The organism is Dyella sp. 333MFSha, assembly GCF_900102405.1.
Taxonomy (GTDB): Bacteria; Pseudomonadota; Gammaproteobacteria; order Xanthomonadales; family Rhodanobacteraceae; genus Luteibacter; species Luteibacter mycovicinus.
The window spans coordinates 153,923-171,253 of the sequence record NZ_FNBR01000003.1; the positions used below are offsets into that span (position 1 = coordinate 153,923).

Sequence of the window (17,331 nt, forward strand, 5' to 3'; positions counted from 1 at the left end):
CGGTTACCCGGCGCCTTTTTCATGTTCCGAAGCAGTCAAGGCTCAGCGCTTCTTCCACTGCCCGAGCGCAGCCTCGCCGTTTTCCTTGGCGCGCTCGTGCACCACGGCCTGGGCCTTGGCGACGTTGCCCTTCAGATCCTTCGACCAGACGTTCAGCGCCTCGGCGACGAGGGCGCGACCGTAGGAGAAGCTGACCGGCCACGGATGCGGGCCCAGCTTGTTGATCAGGTCCAGGTGCTCGGTCGCCTGCGCGTCGGACTGGCCGCCGGACAGGAACACGATGCCCGGCAGCGACGCAGGCACGGTGGCCTTCAGCACGCGGACGGTGGCTTCGGCGACTTCCTCGGGCGAGGCCTGTTCCGGCGAATGCTTGCCGGCGATGACCATGCTGACCTTGAGGATCGTGCCCTCGAGCATGACGTTCTGCTCGTACAGCGCGTTGAACAGGCTGCGCAGGACGGCCTCGTGCACGTCGTAGCTGACGTCGATGTCGTGCGTGCTGTCCGCGCTGTCCATGACGACTTCGGGCTCGACCATCGGCACCAGGCCGGCTTCCTGGCAGAGCGCGGCGTAGCGGGCCAGCGCGTGCATATTGGCCTCGATGGCGGTCGAGCTCGGGTTGTCCTCGGTGATGTTGATCACCGCGCGCCACTTGGCGAACTGGGCGCCGAGCTGGGCATATTCCTTGAGACGGTCGCGCAGGCCGTCGAGGCCTTCGGTCACGACGTCGCCCGGGAAGCCGGCCAGCGGCACCGGGCCCTTGTCCACCTTGATGCCCGGGATGATGCCGGCCTTCTTCATGGCGTCCACGAGCGGGGTGCCGTCGCCGGTCTTCTGACGGATGGTCTCGTCGAAGAGGATCGCGCCGGAGATGTGGTCGCCCAGGCCCGGTGCGGTGAGGAGCAGCTCGCGGTAGGCCCGACGGTTTTCCTCGGTGTTCTCGACGCCGGCGGCTTCGAAACGCTTCCGGATGGTGTTGGTCGACTCGTCGACGGCAATGATGCCCTTGCCGGTGGCGACCATCGCCTGCGCGATTTCTTCGAGGTTTTCGATGCTCATGAGGACTCCATGGATTTAGTGGTATGCAAAGCCGACGGAGTATAAACGGCTACCCCGCGAATCATGTTGTGCGATGCGATCAAGTGGTCTGGTCGTAACCGGGCAGTTTGCACTTATCGAGGAGGGCCGTCTTGGCGGCGGGGTCCTCGGGCAGGTTGAAGCCCGTGACGTAGTAGGTCTGCACGGGAACGGCGGTGCCGTTCTGGTTGCCCTTCACGTAGACCAGCTGGTTGACGATGCTCACGCCGACCTGACCGAGATCGCCGGCGGGGACCACTTTCTCGATCTTCGCGTTCTGGGTGCGACCGTCCGAGCCGATCATGTAGCTGACGGCGACGCAGGTCGGCTGATTGAGGTTCTTGCCGGTGTTCGGCACGTCCGGGCTGACGGACTTGTTGGTGAGGTACCAGTAGCCGGTCAGACGCTCGGGGGCGACACGGCGGAGGTTCTGCGCCTGCGCGGAGCCCGCGGCAAGGAGGAGGACGGCGGCGGCGATGGCGCCGGTGCGGGAAGAAATGCGGATCATGACGCCCTCGGTGGTTTACCAGGGCGTTGAGTTTAACCCTGTGGGCGTTTGCGATGCGTGTGAAATCACACCCTGACGTGGGGGCGCGCGCAAGGCGCGCCCCCACGCGGTCTTACAGGTCGCGCAGGCTGTCCGCGATACCGTCATCGCCGATCACCAGCAACTTCAGGGTGTTGGTACCGCCGCCACGGCCGATGTGGTCACCGTGGGTCAGGATGACGCGATCGCCCTTGGTCAGCTTGCCCAGCGAGAACAGGTGCTGGAGCGCGGCGCGCGCGGTGTGCGCCGGATCGAGGTTGCCCTGGGCGAAGTCGACCGGCTGCACGTCGCGGAGCATCAGCATGCGGCGGCGGGCCATGTCGGACGGCGACATCGCATAGATGGGCACCGCGAAGCGATAGCGCGACAGCCACTGGGCCGTGGCTCCCGACTCGGTCAGCGCCACGATGGCGCGCACGCCGACCTGAGCGGCCAGCGACATGGCGGCGAGCGCGATGGCCTGGTCGCTGCGGTCGAGCGACTGCACGTCCGGCCGCAGGTCGCCGCGCGGCTCGAACTGACGCTCGGCGCCGAGGCAGATGCGGCGCATGGCGGCCACGGCCTTGTCCGGGTGCGCACCGGCCGCGGTCTCTTCCGAAAGCATGACGGCGTCGGTGCCGTCGATCACGGCGTTGGCCACGTCGAGCACTTCAGCGCGGGTCGGAATCGGCGCGCGGACCATCGACTGCAGCATCTGGGTCGCGGTAATCACCGAGCGGTTGCGCTGCACGGACTCGCGAATGATCTTCTTCTGCAGGCCCGGGAGCTCGGCGTCACCGATTTCCACGCCCAGATCGCCACGGGCGACCATGACGACGTCGGACGCGTCGATGATTTCGCCGAGCACGGGGATGGCGTCGGCGCGCTCGATCTTGGAAACGATGGCGGCGTCGCCACCGGCCTCGCGGATCAGGCGGCGGGCTTCGTGCAGGTCTTCGGCGCAACGGACGAAGGAGACGGCGAGAAAGTCGGCGCCCATCTCGGCGGCCAGCTTGATGTCGTTACGGTCCTTGTCGGACAGCGCGGACACGCTGAGGCCACCGCCCTGGCGGTTGAGACCCTTACGCGCCGACAGGCGGCCACCGATGATGACGCGGGTGCGGATTTCGGTACCCGAAATTTCCAGCACCGACAGCGCGATGAGGCCGTCGTCCAGCAGCAGCACGTCGCCCGGGACGACGTCCTTGGGCAGGTCGTAGTAGCTGACGCCCACGTGGGTCTGGGTGCCGGCCGGTGCGTCCGGACGGCAGTCGAGGGTGAAGTTGTCACCGGCCATCAGGTCGATCGGACCGTCGGCGAACTTCTCGATGCGGATCTTCGGACCCTGCAGATCGGCCAGGATGCCGACTTCGCGACCGACCTTCAGCGCGGCGGCGCGCACGGCGTTGGCGCGGGCGCGGTGGTCGTCAGGCACGCCATGCGAGAGGTTGAGGCGAACGATATCCACGCCCTCCTCCAGAATTTTCTCAAGCATGCCCGGCACGTCGGTGGCGGGTCCGAGGGTGGCGACGATCTTGGTACGGCGAACCTGGATATCGGTCATCTGTGTCTACCTTGTCTTCGAATGCGAATTCGGGGCGCGGATCAGTCCAGCGTCTTGTTGAGCAGGTCGGCGAGACGCTTGCCCGCTTCACGCAGGCGGGTCTCGGCGACCGGGAGGTTTCTGGCGACGTAGGCGTCGTCGACCTTGTGCGAGTCCGGATAGAAGCCGTCCTTCGCCACGATCTCGCAGGATTCCTCGGCCCACTGGGCGTACGGGTTATCCAGCGGCGCCTGGGGCTTCGGGAGCGTGACCGGGCCTTCGGCGGCCAGGCGGTCGGCGTAGGCCTGCCACTTGAGGTCGCGGGTGTAGAGCATTTTCGAGTCCCACACGCTGTGCAGGTTGGTGCCCTTGCCGTCGAACTGGACCTGGTAGTCGTTGCCGCCCTTGTCGTCGCGGTTGCCGGCATGCAGCGGCTGGTGCACGTCGCCCACGAAGTGGACCACGAACTTCAGAGCTTCGGCCCGCTCGGCGTTGGACTTGTGGCGGTCGCCCAGGATGGCGACGTACTTCTCGAGGCCGCCCACCACGCACTTGCCACCGGCGCACTGCCGGGCGGGCACGTAGTGGCACTTACCGTCGACGAAGTCCATGTAATGCAGGGGGCCGGTGGCCTTACCCAGCTCCTTCGTCTCCGGGTTGTCGCGCAGGCGGTCCGGCCAGCTGGCGACGTCGGGCAGGGAATCGTCCCCGTCGGCCTTGAGCAGGCGCTCCACTTCGGCTTTGGCCGAGGGGTCCAGCTGGCGGAAGGCCAGCTCGGCGACGATACGGTGGCCGATGTCGCCCCAGGCCTGAACGGTGGTGGCGAAGGCGGGTACGGCGAGGGCCAGCAGGGCGGCAATGGTGCGGCGCTTGAGAACGGCGTTCATGAGCCTGTAAACGATTCCGGACGGGGCGAACGGGCAAGTGTGCCACAGCCGGACTGAGACTCGGATGACAGATCGCGGCGGTGCAGCAAGCAGGCCCCTGCGACGTTCCGCTACCATGGAGGTTTACGCACCTGCCCTTACCTCGTTAGCAAATCCCACCCGGAGGCTGCACATGACCATCAAGGTCGCCATCAACGGTTACGGTCGCATCGGTCGCAACATCCTGCGCTCGCTCTATGAGTCGAAGAAGAACGGCCAGGACATCCAGATCGTCGCGATCAACGATCTCGGCAACGCGGAAACCAACGCCCACCTCACCCAGTACGACACGGCTCACGGCCGTTTCCCGGGCGAGGTCTCGGTCGACAACGGCGACCTGATCGTCAACGGCGACCGCATCAAGGTCTTTGCCGAGCGCGACCCGGCCAAGCTCCCCTGGGGCGAGCACGGCGTGGACGTGGTGCTGGAGTCCACCGGCTTCTTCACCTCCAAGGCCAAGGCCAGCGCCCATATCGCCGGCGGCGCCAAGAAGGTCATCATCTCGGCCCCGGGCGACAAGGACGTGGACGGCACCTTCGTCATGGGCGTCAACGACGACAAGCTCACCTCGAAGCTCGAAGTCATCTCCAACGCGTCCTGCACCACCAACTGCCTCGCGCCGCTGGCCAAGGTGCTGCACTCGAAGATCGGCATCGTGCACGGCCTGATGACCACGATCCACGCGTACACCAACGACCAGGTGCTGACCGACGTCTACCACTCGGACCTGCGCCGCGCCCGTAGCGCCACCCACAGCCAGATTCCGACCAAGACCGGCGCCGCCGCCGCGGTCGGCCTGGTCCTGCCGGAGCTCAACGGCAAGCTCGACGGTTTCGCCATGCGCGTGCCGACGATCAACGTGTCCGTGGTCGACCTCACCTTCACCGCCGCCCGCGCGACGACCAAGGAAGAGATCGACGCCGCCATCAACGAAGCCGCCAACGGCGCCCTGAAGGGCATCCTGGCCGTCAACACCGCGCCCCTGGTGTCGATCGACTTCAACCACAACCCGCACTCGTCCATTTACGATTCGACGCAGACGCGCGTGATGGAAGGCACCCTGGTCAAGGTCCTCTCGTGGTACGACAACGAGTGGGGCTTCTCGAACCGCATGCTCGATATGACCAAGGCCCTGATGGCCGCGAAATAAAAGCACCCGCGCAAGCGCGCTCCCCCTGTAGGAGCGCGCCTTGCGCGCGATGCATTTAAAGAGAAGCCCCGCACGGCAACGTGCGGGGCTTTTTCATTCGTAGCGTTGGGATACGCCTATGACAAGCGTCTGCGCAAGCTGGAACAGTCCCGCAAGTGGCTTGGTGAACGGTCCTTTTGGATTGCCCGGTGCGACGCGAAAAACGTAGGTGTCCATTCCGACCCAACGCACGCTTGTTTCGTGATTACGGCCCGGAGCACCGCAATCCACGAGATGCGCCTCGCTCTCCTTGCCTACACTCACCCAGAGACAGCCGTGCTGGCTAACCTCCTGCGTGGAAGATTGATCCCATCGCCAGTGAACAGTCACATTGCCGAGGGCGCCGACCGGCACGCTCACGACCTGAGGCGACGCGGTCACGCTACCTACCGGCGGCGGACAATTGTGGTAACACCGAACACCGCGGCCCCTCGTTGCTCGAATTCCACTTTCGCCGGGTCTCAAAGACAGAGCATGAGCAAGCTCATCCCTTTGCTGCGGAGGCGGGTCGTAAGCGCGCGGCTCTCCGTCGACGCGTTTACTGGTAAGCGAGAGGGCGTCGGCGATCGCATCATCACGCTCGCCGTCCTCCGGCCTTGTCGGTCCGCAAAACACAATGACCAGTGCGAACGCGGCACATCCGACGATCCAGCACACCGTCTTCATGACTTGATCCAATGAAAGGATCGGCACACGGTACCGCGCAAAGCTTGCTTCTTCTGTAGGAATTCCCTGTCTCTGAGCTAGGCATGCTCTCCTGTCATCAGGGAACAGTACTTCCTTCGCGCACAGCGAGTGATCGAGCGATTATGCTTTCTGGACCACTTGCTCGATCGAACTGAAGATCGATACGCCACGCTTGTCGGTGACCTCGATTTTCACCGTATCGCCAGAGGACAGGAACGGCGTCGCCCGCTTACCGTCGCGCAAGGTTTCGACCGTGCACTGCTCGGCCAGGCAGGACGCGCCCTTACCGGTGTGTTCGTTGGCGATGGTGCCTGAGCCGACCAGCGTGCCGGCGGTGAGCGGAGGGGCCTTTCTGTAGAAGCGCGCTCCGCGCGCGATGCTCTAAAAAAGTAAGCCCCGCACGGAAACGTGCGGGGCTTTTTCATACCTGACTTACGGCATCAGAACCTTGTCGACAACGTGGATCACGCCGTTCGATTGCAGCACGTCGCCAATGGTCACGTGCGCAACACCGCCCTTGGCGTCGGTCACTTCAAGTGTCTTGCCAGACTGCATCACCGTCAGCGGCTCGCCCTGAACCGTGGTCAGGCTCGCCTTGCCATTACCCTTGGCAATCAATGCCATAAGGTCGGACGCGGTGTAGCGACCCGATACCACGTGATAGGTAAGAATCTTGGTCAGCGTCTCCTTGTTCTCGGGCTTGACCAACGTATCGACCGTACCGGCCGGTAGCGCATTGAACGCTTCGTTGGTTGGGGCGAACACAGTGAAGGGACCCGGTCCCGACAGCGTATCGACGAGCCCGGCAGCCTTCACGGCAGCAACCAGCGTGGTGTGGTCTTTCGAGTTGACGGCGTTCTGGACGATGTTCTTCGTCGGATACATCGCGGCGCCACCGACCATGACCGTCTTCTGCGCCCCCATGGCGTCGTCGGCGAAAGCAACATTGATCACGCCGCAAGCGGCCGTGAGGGCAAACGCGACGTGAAGCGTGCGAGCAAGCATGCGACTTTTCATGGCGGATCCTCTGTCCCCGTGATTGGGGTACCAATAGATACGCACGCATGAGTCGCCCGGATGCGGGGCCGTCAGTTTTTTTGAATGCGCTGTTCGATCGAGCCGAAAATGCTCACACCCTTCTCATCCGTGATGTCGATCTTCACGGTATCGCCGAAGGAAAGAAACGGCGTCGTCGGCTTACCGTCACGCAATGTCTCAACCGTACGCTGCTCGGCGAGGCACGAAGCCCCCTTGCCCGTATCCTCATTCGCAATCGTGCCCGAGCCCACCAGCGTGCCCGCGGTCAACGGGCGCGTCTTTGCCACATGAGCAACGAGCTGCGAGAAGTCGAACTGCATATCGACACCGCACTCGGCCTCACCGAACCACTGGCCGTTGATCCACGTCCGCATCGGCAGGTGCAGCTTCTCGTCTTTCCACACGTCGCCCAGCTCGTCGGGCGTAACAAAGACCGGTGACAGCGCCGAGCGCGGCTTGGACTGCAGGAAACCGAAACCCTTGGCGAGTTCGCCGGGAATCAGCCCGCGAAGCGAGACGTCGTTGACCAGGCCAACCAGCTGGATGTGACCGGCGGCCTGCTCAGGGGTCACGCCCATCGGCACGTCATCGGTGACGACCAGCACTTCGGCCTCAAGGTCGATGCCGAAGTCCTCGCTGGGCACGACGACCGGATCGCGGGGCCCAAGAAAGCCGGCGCTGGTCGCCTGATACATCAGCGGGTCGGTGTAGAACGAGGCCGGCACTTCCGCGCCACGGGCACGGCGGACGCGCTCGACGTGAGGCAGATAGGCACTGCCGTCGACGAACTCATAGGCACGAGGCAGCGGCGCGGCGAGCTTCGTCACATCGAGATCGAAAGCACCGGTCGCCCCGCCCTCGTTGAGATCTTCCGACAAGGCATTGAGACGCGGCGCGATGGCACTCCAGTCGTCGAGCGCGGCCTGCAACGTCGGCGCGATGCCCGCCGCTTTCACGGCGCGGGTGAGGTCACGACTGACGACGACCAGCGTGCCGTCACGGCCGCCTTCCTTCAGAGAAGCGAGTTTCATGGATGTCCTTTGCGATCAGACCGTCGGCGGCGTGAAGTGTTTCTTCAGACCGCGCCAGCATTCGTAATAGTCGCCCTGCAGCGCTTTGGATGCCAGCGCCTGGCGGGTGGGGCGGATGACCTTGCGGGTCTCGAACATGAAGGCCATCGTGCCCGTGATGTGGTCGGGGCGCGAGACATCGGCGTTGGAGGCCTTCTCGAAACTCGCCGCATCCGGGCCGTGGCCGCTCATGCAGTTGTGCAGGCTCGAACCACCCGGCACGAAACCACCGGCCTTCGCGTCGTACGCGCCATCGATCAGGCCCATGAACTCGCTGGCCACGTTGCGATGGAAGTACGGCGGACGGAACGTGTGCTCGGCCACCAGCCAGCGCGGCGGAAAGATCACGAAATCCATGTTCGCCGTGCCCGGCGTGTCGCTGGCCGAGGTCAGCACCGTGAAGATCGACGGATCCGGGTGATCCACCGCGATCGAGCCGATCGTGTTGAAGCGGCGCAAGTCGTATTTGTAGGGCGCGTAGTTGCCATGCCACGCGACCACGTCGAGCGGCGAGTGGTCGATGGTGGCCGACCACAGCGCGCCCTGAAACTTCGCGATCAGTGCGAAATCACCGTCGAGATCTTCGTAGGACGCCACCGGCGTGAGGAAGTCACGCGGGTGGGCAAGTCCGTTCGCGCCGATCGGACCGAGGTCGGGAAGGTGCAGCTGCGCCCCGAAGTTCTCGGCGACATAGCCACGCGCTTCGCCGTCCGGCAGCTCGACCAGGAAACGCACGCCACGCGGGACCACCGCGATCTCGAGCGGGGCGACGTCGAGCACGCCCAGCTCGGTGCGAATGCGCAACCGGCCCTGTTGCGGCACGATCAGCAGCTCGCCATCGGCATCGTAGAAGTAACGCCCTTCCATCGAGCGATTGGCGCAGTAAAGGTGGATGCCGATACCCGCCTGCTCTTCCGCGCCGCCGTTGCCACCCATGGTGACCAGACCGTCGAGGAAATCCGTCGGGGTGGACGGCATCGGCAACGGATCCCAACGCATCTGGTTGGGTGTGGCCGGCGCTTCCTGGAAACGGTTATGGAAGGTCTCGTGGCCCAGCGCCGAGAACGGTGAGTGCTGCGCAGCGGGACGGATCCGGTACAGCCAGCTGCGCCGGTTGCGGTGACGCGGCGCGGTGAACGCGCTGCCGGACAACTGCTCGGCGTACAGGCCTTGAGCGACCTGTTGCGGCGAGTTCTGTCCGGTCGGCAACACGCCGGCGACCGCTTCGGTGGCGAACTCGTTGCCGAAGCCGGTCTGGTAGGCGCGGGTGTCTTCGATGTGGCTCATCGGGGTCCTGTCGCGCGCGAGGCGCGCTCCTACGTGTCGACGGTAATCTTAGAGTACGCCGCGACGCATCTGGTCGCGCTCGATGGACTCGAACAGCGCCTTGAAGTTGCCGTTGCCGAAGCCTTCGTTGCCCTTGCGCTGGATGATCTCGAAAAAAATCGGCCCGATGTTGTTCTGGGTGAAGATCTGCAGCAGCAGCTTCTTCTTGGTCTCGTCGTCGGCGTCGATCAGCAGCTTGTTCTTCTGCAGGCGCGGGATGTCTTCACCGTGGTCGGGCACGCGGATGTCGATCACTTCGTAATACGTGTCCGGCGTCTCGAGGAAGGCAACGTCCTGCGCACGCATCGCTTCCACCGACTCATAGATGTTATCGGTGAACAGCGCGATGTGCTGGATGCCTTCGCCGTTGTATTCGCGGATGTATTCGTTGATCTGCGACTTTTCGTCCGACGACTCGTTGAGCGGGATACGGACCATGCCATCCGGCGCGGTCATCGCCTTCGACACCAGGCCGGTCTTGGCGCCCTTGATGTCGAAATAGCGGATTTCGCGGAAGTTGAACAGGCGCTCGTAGTAATCCGACCACTTCTGCATGTTGCCGAAGTGCAGGTTGTGGGTCAGATGATCGATGAAGGTGAGGCCGAAACCCTTCGGGTGCCGGTCGACGCCCGGAATCCACTCGAACTCCGAATCGAACACATCGCCCTTGGCGCCATAGGTGTCGATGAGATACAGCGCGCAGCCACCGATGCCCTGGATCGTCGGGACATTCAACGCCAGCGTGTCGGCTTTGTCCGCGATCTTCTCAGCGCCATTCGACAGCGCGGTGGCCTGCACGTCGGTCGCCGGACGGTTGAAACGGATCGCGAAGCCGCAGGCGCTCGGACCGTGCGCGGCTGCGAAATCGGACGCGAAGGAGTTCGGCTCTTCGTTGACCAGGAAATTGCAGTCGCCCTGGCGATACAGGGTGATAGCCTTGGTCTTGTGCTTCGCCACGGCCGTGAAGCCAAGCTTCGGAAACAGCGTGTGCAGCAGCGCGCTGTCGGGCGCGGCGAACTCGACGAACTCGAAGCCATCGACACCCTGCGGGTTTTCGAAGGTGGTGACTTCCATACCGATATTGGGCTGGGCGCTCATGGGCGATACTCCTGGCTTGGGCACGGCTTACGCCGTCGACTCGCACCTTATAGTTTCACTTGTAACCATTTGCAAGGACCAGCGCAGCAATGACCTTTGAACCCGTGCCCGCCCATGCCCCGCTGGAACTGGAGCACTTCCTGCCCTACCGCCTGTCGATCCTGTCGAACACGGTGAGCCAGTCGATCGCCGCGGAGTACGAGGACCGGTTCCAGCTCAGCATGACCGAATGGCGCGTGATGACGATCCTGGCCCGGTTCCCCGAGATTTCGGCGCGGGAGGTGGTCGAGCGGACGGCCATGGACAAGGTCGCGGTGAGCCGGGCCGTGGCGCGACTGGTCGAGAAGGGGCGCGTGGATCGGGGCACCCATGACGGGGACAAGCGCCGGTCGGTGCTGCAGCTGTCCGAGGCCGGATGGGCGATTCATGACGAGGTCGCGCCGATGGCGCGGGCGCATGAGCGGGAGTTGCTCGCGAAGCTGGACGAGGGCGAGAGGGCCCAGCTCAACAGCATTCTGGACAAGCTTCTCGACACGGCGCGGTAAAACCACACCGCGACCGCTTATGTAGGAGCGCGCCCCGCGCGCGATGGGTGATGCGAGGTGGCGGCATTACCGAATCGCGCGCAAGGCGCGCTCCTACAGTGACACGAGGCGTCGTGAAACGAGGCGCCGCGTCATTTCACCCCGTGCATCAACCGGTTGATCAGCGGTGCGATCACGAACAACACGATGCCCGCGCCGATCAACAGCTCGAAGCTGAAGGTGAACCCGCTTAGGGCGGACCCCACGGTCATCCCTGTTTCGCCGCTGATATGACCCGCCAGCAGGCCGGACAGGTTGTTGCCGATCGCCGTGGACAGGAACCACCCACCCATCGCCAGGCCGACCACGCGCAGCGGCGCCAGCTTGGTCACCATCGACAGACCGATCGGTGACAGGCACAGCTCGCCGATGGTCTGCATGACGTAGCACAGCGCCAGCGGCCAGAACGGGATCAGGTTGTCCGTGCCGACGAGCGCGCTCAGCGCGTACATCAGCACCAGGAAACCCAGTGCGTTGAACATGAGGCCGAGGCCGAACTTGCGCGGGATCGACGGTTCCTTGCGGTGCCGTGCCGACCAGCCCCAGGCCAGCGCCACGATGGGCGCAAAGACCAGGATCGCCGCCGAGTTCACCGACTGGAACCAGCCGGTGGGAAATTCCCAGCCGCCAAACATGTGGCGGTCGACGATGTTCTGCGCGAGGAAGTTGAATGAGCTGCCGGCCTGTTCGAAGAACATCCAGAACAGCACGTTGAAGGCGAACAGCAGCAGCATGGCGATGACGCGGTGGATCTGGATGCGGTCGTGCCGGACGGCCTCGACGACCAGCATCGCGGCCACGCCGATGAAGAGCACGCCGAGCAGCCACGCGATGAAGATCGCACCCGCCTTGGCCATCAGCAGGTAGACCAGCGGAATGGCGACGAGGATGCCGACGATCACGGCGATCAGGCTCTTGCCCTCGTGGCGCTCCGGCGGCGGCACGCCGACGCCCTTGAGCTGTTTCTTGCCGATGAGGAACCAGATGAAGCAGATCACCATGCCGACGCCGGTGGAGGCGAAGACGGCGCGGTAGTTGTCCTGCAACGGCGTGTTGCTCATCACCGAGGCGATCCAGCCGGTGATCAGCGGGGCGAGGAAGCCGCCCATGTTGATGCCCATGTAGAAGATGGTGAAGCCGCGATCGCGGCGGTCATCGCCCTGCGGGTAGATCTGGCCGACCAGCGAAGAAATGTTCGGTTTGAACAGACCGTTGCCCACGATCACCGTGGCCAGACCGGCGAGGAACACCTGCTGGTTCGGCACCATCACCATGAACAGGCCCGCGCCCATCACGGCGGCGCCGACGAGGATCGAGCGCTGGTAACCGAGGATGCGGTCGGCGACCCAGCCGCCGAAGATGGCCGACGCGTAGACCAGCGCGAGGTACGCGCCGTAGGTGCGGCTGGCGTAGCCCTGCCCCGATGCATCGCCCTTGAAGAATTCGGCCACGATGTACAGCGTCAGCGCCCAACGCATGCCGTAGAAAGCGAAGCGCTCCCAGAACTCGGTCATGAACAGCATCCACAAGGGGCGCGGATGCCCCAGGGTCTGCGGATAGTCGGGCACGGGCCGTGTCTGGCTTGGGGCGGTCGGTGTCATGGCTTCCCTTGGCGATGGATCGGTCGATCGATCAAGGGTGTTTAGCTGGACCGGGCGGTAACGTCAAATGTCAGGTGTCCAGAATGGTGCGTACTTCGATCAGCTCGGGGAAGAAGCTCTGCTCGAGCGCCTTGCGCAGGAAAGCCACGCCGGAGGAACCACCGGTGCCGGTGCGGAAGCCGATGATGCGCTCCACGGTTTTCATGTGACGGAAGCGCCAGAGCTGGAACGATTCCTCGATATCCACCAGCTGCTCACTGAGATGGTACTCAGGCCAGTGGCTGGCGGTGTTTTCGTAGATGCGCTTGAAGACCGGCAGCAAGGCGGGTTCGCGCTGCCACGGCTGGCTGGTATCGCGTTGCAGCACGCTCGACGGCACCGCGTGGCCGCGGCGTGCGAGGAACCGCAGGTATTCGTCGTAAAGCCCAGGTGCTTCGAAAGTGGCCCTGAGGCGCTCGTGGGCAAGCGGATCGTGCTCGAACACGCGCAGCATGTCGGCGTGTTTGTTGCCCAGCACGAATTCGACGATGCGGTACTGCAGCGACTGGAATCCCGAGGACGGACCGAGCACGTCGCGGAACTGCAGATACTCCGTGGGGGTCAGTGTCTCGAGCACGCCCCACTGCTCGTAGAGCTGGTGCTGGATATGTTTGACACGGGCAAGGATCTTCAACGCGCGGTCGACGTCGTCCACGCGGAGATGCACCAGCGCCGCGTCCAGCTCGTGGATCAGCAGTTTCAGCCAGAGCTCCGAGGTCTGGTGCTGGATGATGAAGAGCATCTCGTCGTGCTGGGGCGGGTTGCTGCGGGGCTCCTGCGCGGACAGCACCTTGTCCAGTCGCAGGTAGTCGCCATACGTGAGGCGCCCGTCGAGGTCGGTGCGGATGCCCGGTTCGAGGTCGCGCTGAGGATTGGTCATGGGTGAGTCGATTCGCAAAAAGGGGTTTGGAAGCCCTGAAACCCGCGCCGCGCCGCCATTCCGGGGCTGCGACGGCCGGTCTCATGCTGCGCCGTGCCTTGCCGGGTGATAATACCCCTGATATCTAGTCCGGCTCGCAATGATCGAAAAGCCGCTCGTGCCCCGCTGGATGGGCCGTCCGCTTCCCCACTCGTGCGTGTCGTTTCTAACCTTCCCCTGGGAGCGAGTCGTGTCCGTCGCCGCCAAGTTCGAAATCGAATACCTGCAGTACCTTGACCAGGATGGCAAGGAAACCGGTAAGGAACTCCCTGAATTCGCAAAGGATCTCGACCATATGGTCGAGCTCTACAAGCTGATGGTCTCCACACGCGTCTTCGACGCCAAGTCGATCGCGCTGCAGCGCACCGGCAAGCTCGGTACCTACGCGTCGTGCCTCGGTCACGAGGCCGCGCACGTCGGTATCGGCAGCGCCATGCGCCGCGAAGACTCCCTCGCGGTGTCCTACCGCGAATACGGCGCGCAGCTGTATCGCGGCGTCAAGCCGCGCGAGGTCTACACCTACTGGGGTGGCGACGAGCGTGGCAACGACTTCGCCGATGCCCCCGCGCACGACTTCGCCTGGTGCGTGCCGATCGGTACGCAGTGCCTGCATGCCGCCGGTTCGGCGCTCGCCTTCAAGATCCGCAAGGAACCGCGCGTGGCGGTCTGCACGATCGGTGACGGCGGTTCGTCCAAGGGCGACTTCTACGGCGCGATCAACGTCACCGGTGCGCAGAACCTGCCGCTGGTCGCCGTCATCGTGAACAACCAGTGGGCCATCTCGGTCCCGCGCCGCATCCAGAGCGGTTCCGGCACGCTGGCCCAGAAGGGAATCGCGGCCGGCCTGTTCTGCATCCAGGTGGACGGCAACGACATCATCGCAGTACGCAAGGCGATGGAAGACGCGCTCGAGCGCGCCCGTTCCGGCCAGGGTGGCAGCGTGATCGAAGCGGTGACCTACCGCCTCGGCGACCACACCACCGCCGACGACGCCCGTCGCTACCGCGGCGAGCAGGAAGTGAAGGACGCCTGGGAGCGCGACCCCGTGCCGCGCCTGCGCAAGTGGCTCGAAGCCAAGGGCAAGTGGGACGACGCGAAGGAAGAGGCCTGGAAGGCCGAGTGCGATGACTGGATGGACAACGAGGTCAACGCGTACCTGGAGACGAAGAACCAGCCGGCCACGGCGATGTTCGACTACCTGTACGCCGAAGTCCCGGCCGACCTCGAAGCGCAGCGTGACTACGTCGCTTCCCTCGATCGCAAGTCGTAAGGATCTCTTCCCATGGCACAAATCACTCTGATCGAAGCAGTGACCCAGGCGCTCGCCTACGAAATGCGCAACGACGAAAGCGTCGTGGTGCTCGGTGAGGACGTCGGCGTCAACGGCGGCGTGTTCCGCGCCACCCAGGGCCTGCAGGAACAGTTCGGCGAAGAGCGCGTCATCGACACGCCGCTGGATGAAGGCACCATCGCCGGCCTGACCATCGGCCTGGCCGTGCAGGGCATGAAGCCGGTCGCCGAGGCGCAGTTCGAAGGCTTCATCTACCCGATGATGGAGCACATCGCCTGCCACGCCGCGCGCATGCGCAACCGCACCCGCGGTCGCATGACCGTGCCGGCCGTGTGGCGCGCCCCCTGGGGCGGCGGCATTCGTGCGCCGGAGCATCACTCCGAGGCCAACGAGCACCTGTTCACCAACATCCCGGGCCTGCGCGTGGTCATGCCGTCGTCCCCGGCGCGTGCCTACGGCCTGCTGCTCGCCGCCATCCGCGATCCGGATCCGGTGATCTTCTTCGAGCCCAAGCGCATCTATCGCCAGTACAAGGAAGAAGTGCCCGATGACGGCGAAGCGCTGCCGCTCGACGTGTGCTTCGTGCTGCGCGACGGCACCGACGTCACGCTGGTCACCTGGGGCGCGCAGGTCAAGGAATGCCTCGAGGCCGCCGACGAACTCGCCCAGCAGGGCATCAGCGCCGAAGTCATCGACGTCGCCACGCTGACCCCGCTGGACTTCGACACGATCGCCGAGTCGGTCGGCAGGACCGGCCGCTGCGTGATCGTGCACGAGGCGCCGAAGACGGCCGGTTTCGGCGCGGAAATCGCCGCCCGCCTGTCCGAGGAATGCCTGTACAGCCTGCTCGCGCCGGTCGAGCGCGTCACCGGCTTCGATACCCACATCCCGCTGTTCCGCCTGGAAATGAAGTACCTGCCCAGCGTCGAACGCATCGTCGAAGCCGCCCAGCGCACGCTCGCCGCCTCCTGAGGAAACGATAGACATGGCCGACATCAAGACCTTTTACCTGCCGGACCTCGGCGAAGGCCTGCCCGACGCGACCGTCGTCGAGTGGCACGTCAAGGAAGGCGACACCATCAAGCTCGACGCCCCGCTGGTGTCGATGGAAACCGCGAAGGCCGTCGTCGACGTGCCGTCGCCCTTCTCCGGCACCGTGAAGAAGCTGCACGGCGGCGTGGGTGACATCATCGAAACCGGCGCGTCGCTGGCCGACTTCGAAATCGATCCGAACGCCCGCCAGCGTGCCGAAGCCGAATCCACGGGTCACCACCACGGCCCGAAGAAGAGCGTCGGCAGCCCGGCACCGGATGACGCGTCCAAGGTCGTCGCCTCCGACGACGGTGGCGAGATCGAATCCGATGGCAAGGCCCCGGCACAGCGCGAAGACGAAGGCACCGTCGTCGGCGCCATGGTCAGCGGCAACGCCGTGCACACCGAGCAGGTCTCGAGCGCCGGTGGCGTCAAGGCCGTACCGGCCGTGCGCGCGCTGGCGAAGAAGATGAAGATCGACCTCACCCGCGTGTCGCCCACGGGCGCCGGTGGCGTGATCACCATGGCCGACGTGAAGAACGCCGCCGCCAACGGAGGCGCCGCGCTCGGCGCATCCGGCTCGCAGCCTGCCGCACCCGCGCGCCCCGCCTCGGCCCAGCACCTGGCACCCTCGTTGCCCGAGCCGGGTCCCGCCCCCTCGCGTACGCCGGTGTCGCTCGCCGGCAAGGCCGTGCGCACGGCGCCTCCGGGCAAGGACGCGATGGGCCAGCCGGAACAGCTCAAGGGTGTCCGCCGCAACATGGCACGCGTCATGGCCGATGCGCATGCCCAGGTCGTCCCGACCACGATCGTCGACGATGCCGATCTGCATGCCTGGATCGGCAAGCAGGACATCACCGCGCGTCTGATCCGCGCCATCGTCGTGGCCTGCAAGGCCGTGCCGGCGCTCAACGCCTGGTTCAACGGCAAGGACCTGACCCGCACGCTGCATCCGCACGTGGACATCGGCATCGCCGTGGACACCGAAGACGGCCTGTTCGTGCCCGCGCTGCGTAACGCCGACGTGCTCGACGGTGCCGGTGTCCGCGCCGCGATCAAGCGCCTGCGTTCGTCGGTCGAGGATCGCAGCATCCCCGCATCGGAACTCTCCGGTTACACCATCAGCCTGTCCAATTTCGGCATGTTTGCCGGCCGTTACGCTACGCCGGTGGTGGTGCCGCCGACCGTTGCGATCATCGGTGCGGGCAAGCTGAGCCACGATGTGGTCGCCGTGATGGGCGGTATCGAAGTGCATCGCCGCATGCCGCTCTCGCTGACCTTCGACCACCGCGCCGCCACCGGCGGCGAAGCGGCGCGCTTCCTCAAGGCGATGATCGACGACTTGGGGCTGCCGCAGTAAGTCGCGGCGATCCTGTGGGTCCATT

Annotated in this window: 15 protein-coding genes and 2 pseudogenes; 5 read left to right on the plus strand and 12 right to left on the minus strand. The window is 64.8% G+C overall.

The genetic code is table 11. The features are described from left to right. Positions 1-42: 42 nt before the first annotated feature. The 4 genes from BLT40_RS14040 to BLT40_RS14055 form a co-directional block, all read right to left on the minus strand. Positions 43-1,059: a class I fructose-bisphosphate aldolase gene (locus BLT40_RS14040; protein ID WP_090354186.1), complete on the minus strand. Its 1,017-nt coding sequence runs from the start codon at positions 1,057-1,059 to the stop codon at positions 43-45. Positions 1,060-1,138: 79 nt separating this feature from the next. Further along, positions 1,139-1,585, minus strand: coding sequence for an energy transducer TonB (locus BLT40_RS14045; protein WP_036115826.1), 447 nt, complete (start codon positions 1,583-1,585; stop codon positions 1,139-1,141). A 112-nt stretch (positions 1,586-1,697) separates the two neighbouring features. Next, positions 1,698-3,167, minus strand: a complete 1,470-nt coding sequence (gene pyk / locus BLT40_RS14050) for a pyruvate kinase (protein WP_036115828.1) — start codon at positions 3,165-3,167, stop codon at positions 1,698-1,700. 41 nt (positions 3,168-3,208) lie between these two features. Continuing rightward, a complete protein-coding gene (locus tag BLT40_RS14055) occupies positions 3,209-4,033 on the minus strand; it encodes a S1/P1 nuclease (protein WP_079522852.1) in 825 nt (274 codons plus the stop codon). Between the two features lie 172 nt (positions 4,034-4,205). Here BLT40_RS14055 and gap point away from each other — a divergent pair, with 172 nt between their 5' ends. Next, positions 4,206-5,222: a type I glyceraldehyde-3-phosphate dehydrogenase gene (gap, locus tag BLT40_RS14060; RefSeq protein WP_043692388.1), complete on the plus strand. Its 1,017-nt coding sequence runs from the start codon at positions 4,206-4,208 to the stop codon at positions 5,220-5,222. 93 nt (positions 5,223-5,315) lie between these two features. On the opposite strand, the gene BLT40_RS20080 is transcribed toward gap, so the two are convergent. The 6 genes and pseudogenes from BLT40_RS20080 to hppD form a co-directional block, all read right to left on the minus strand. Next, on the minus strand, positions 5,316-5,642 hold the full coding sequence (locus BLT40_RS20080) for a hypothetical protein (protein ID WP_143025891.1): 327 nt from the start codon (positions 5,640-5,642) through the stop codon (positions 5,316-5,318). A gap of 426 nt (positions 5,643-6,068) precedes the next feature. After that, positions 6,069-6,290 (minus strand): annotated as a pseudogene (locus BLT40_RS14065) (FAA hydrolase family protein); the annotation flags it as partial. Positions 6,291-6,380: 90 nt separating this feature from the next. Further along, positions 6,381-6,848, minus strand: a pseudogene (locus BLT40_RS14070) (fasciclin domain-containing protein); the annotation flags it as partial. Between the two features lie 188 nt (positions 6,849-7,036). Further along, on the minus strand, positions 7,037-8,017 hold the full coding sequence (locus BLT40_RS14075; RefSeq protein ID WP_090354191.1) for a fumarylacetoacetate hydrolase family protein: 981 nt from the start codon (positions 8,015-8,017) through the stop codon (positions 7,037-7,039). A gap of 15 nt (positions 8,018-8,032) precedes the next feature. Beyond that, the gene (gene hmgA / locus BLT40_RS14080; protein ID WP_090354197.1) at positions 8,033-9,343 is read right to left on the minus strand and encodes a homogentisate 1,2-dioxygenase; all 1,311 of its coding nucleotides are present in this window, start codon (positions 9,341-9,343) and stop codon (positions 8,033-8,035) included. A gap of 48 nt (positions 9,344-9,391) precedes the next feature. Then, entirely contained in the window at positions 9,392-10,480 is a 1,089-nt protein-coding gene (gene hppD, locus BLT40_RS14085; RefSeq protein ID WP_036115843.1) for a 4-hydroxyphenylpyruvate dioxygenase, read from the minus strand. A gap of 89 nt (positions 10,481-10,569) precedes the next feature. On the opposite strand from hppD, the gene BLT40_RS14090 reads away from it, so the two are divergent. Continuing rightward, entirely contained in the window at positions 10,570-11,025 is a 456-nt protein-coding gene (locus BLT40_RS14090; RefSeq protein WP_036115847.1) for a MarR family winged helix-turn-helix transcriptional regulator, read from the plus strand. Positions 11,026-11,156: 131 nt separating this feature from the next. Here the strand turns inward: BLT40_RS14090 and BLT40_RS14095 are convergent, their stop codons facing one another. Both BLT40_RS14095 and BLT40_RS14100 read right to left on the minus strand, forming a co-directional pair. Next, positions 11,157-12,665 carry a peptide MFS transporter gene (locus BLT40_RS14095; protein WP_043692373.1) on the minus strand — a complete coding sequence of 503 codons (1,509 nt, stop codon included), beginning with the start codon at positions 12,663-12,665 and terminating at the stop codon, positions 11,157-11,159. A 70-nt stretch (positions 12,666-12,735) separates the two neighbouring features. Next, complete coding sequence (locus BLT40_RS14100) at positions 12,736-13,584, minus strand: tryptophan 2,3-dioxygenase (RefSeq protein ID WP_090354200.1); 849 nt, start codon at positions 13,582-13,584, stop codon at positions 12,736-12,738. Between the two features lie 229 nt (positions 13,585-13,813). On the opposite strand from BLT40_RS14100, the gene pdhA reads away from it, so the two are divergent. The 3 genes from pdhA to BLT40_RS14115 are packed head-to-tail and all read left to right on the plus strand — an operon-like array spanning position 13,814 to position 17,306. Next, the gene (pdhA, locus tag BLT40_RS14105) at positions 13,814-14,893 is read left to right on the plus strand and encodes a pyruvate dehydrogenase (acetyl-transferring) E1 component subunit alpha (RefSeq protein ID WP_036118354.1); all 1,080 of its coding nucleotides are present in this window, start codon (positions 13,814-13,816) and stop codon (positions 14,891-14,893) included. Between the two features lie 12 nt (positions 14,894-14,905). Beyond that, positions 14,906-15,886 (plus strand): alpha-ketoacid dehydrogenase subunit beta, encoded by a 981-nt coding sequence (locus BLT40_RS14110; RefSeq protein ID WP_036115856.1) that lies wholly within the window; start codon positions 14,906-14,908, stop codon positions 15,884-15,886. 13 nt (positions 15,887-15,899) lie between these two features. Next, positions 15,900-17,306, plus strand: a complete 1,407-nt coding sequence (locus BLT40_RS14115) for a dihydrolipoamide acetyltransferase family protein (protein ID WP_079521678.1) — start codon at positions 15,900-15,902, stop codon at positions 17,304-17,306. Positions 17,307-17,331 lie beyond the last annotated feature (25 nt).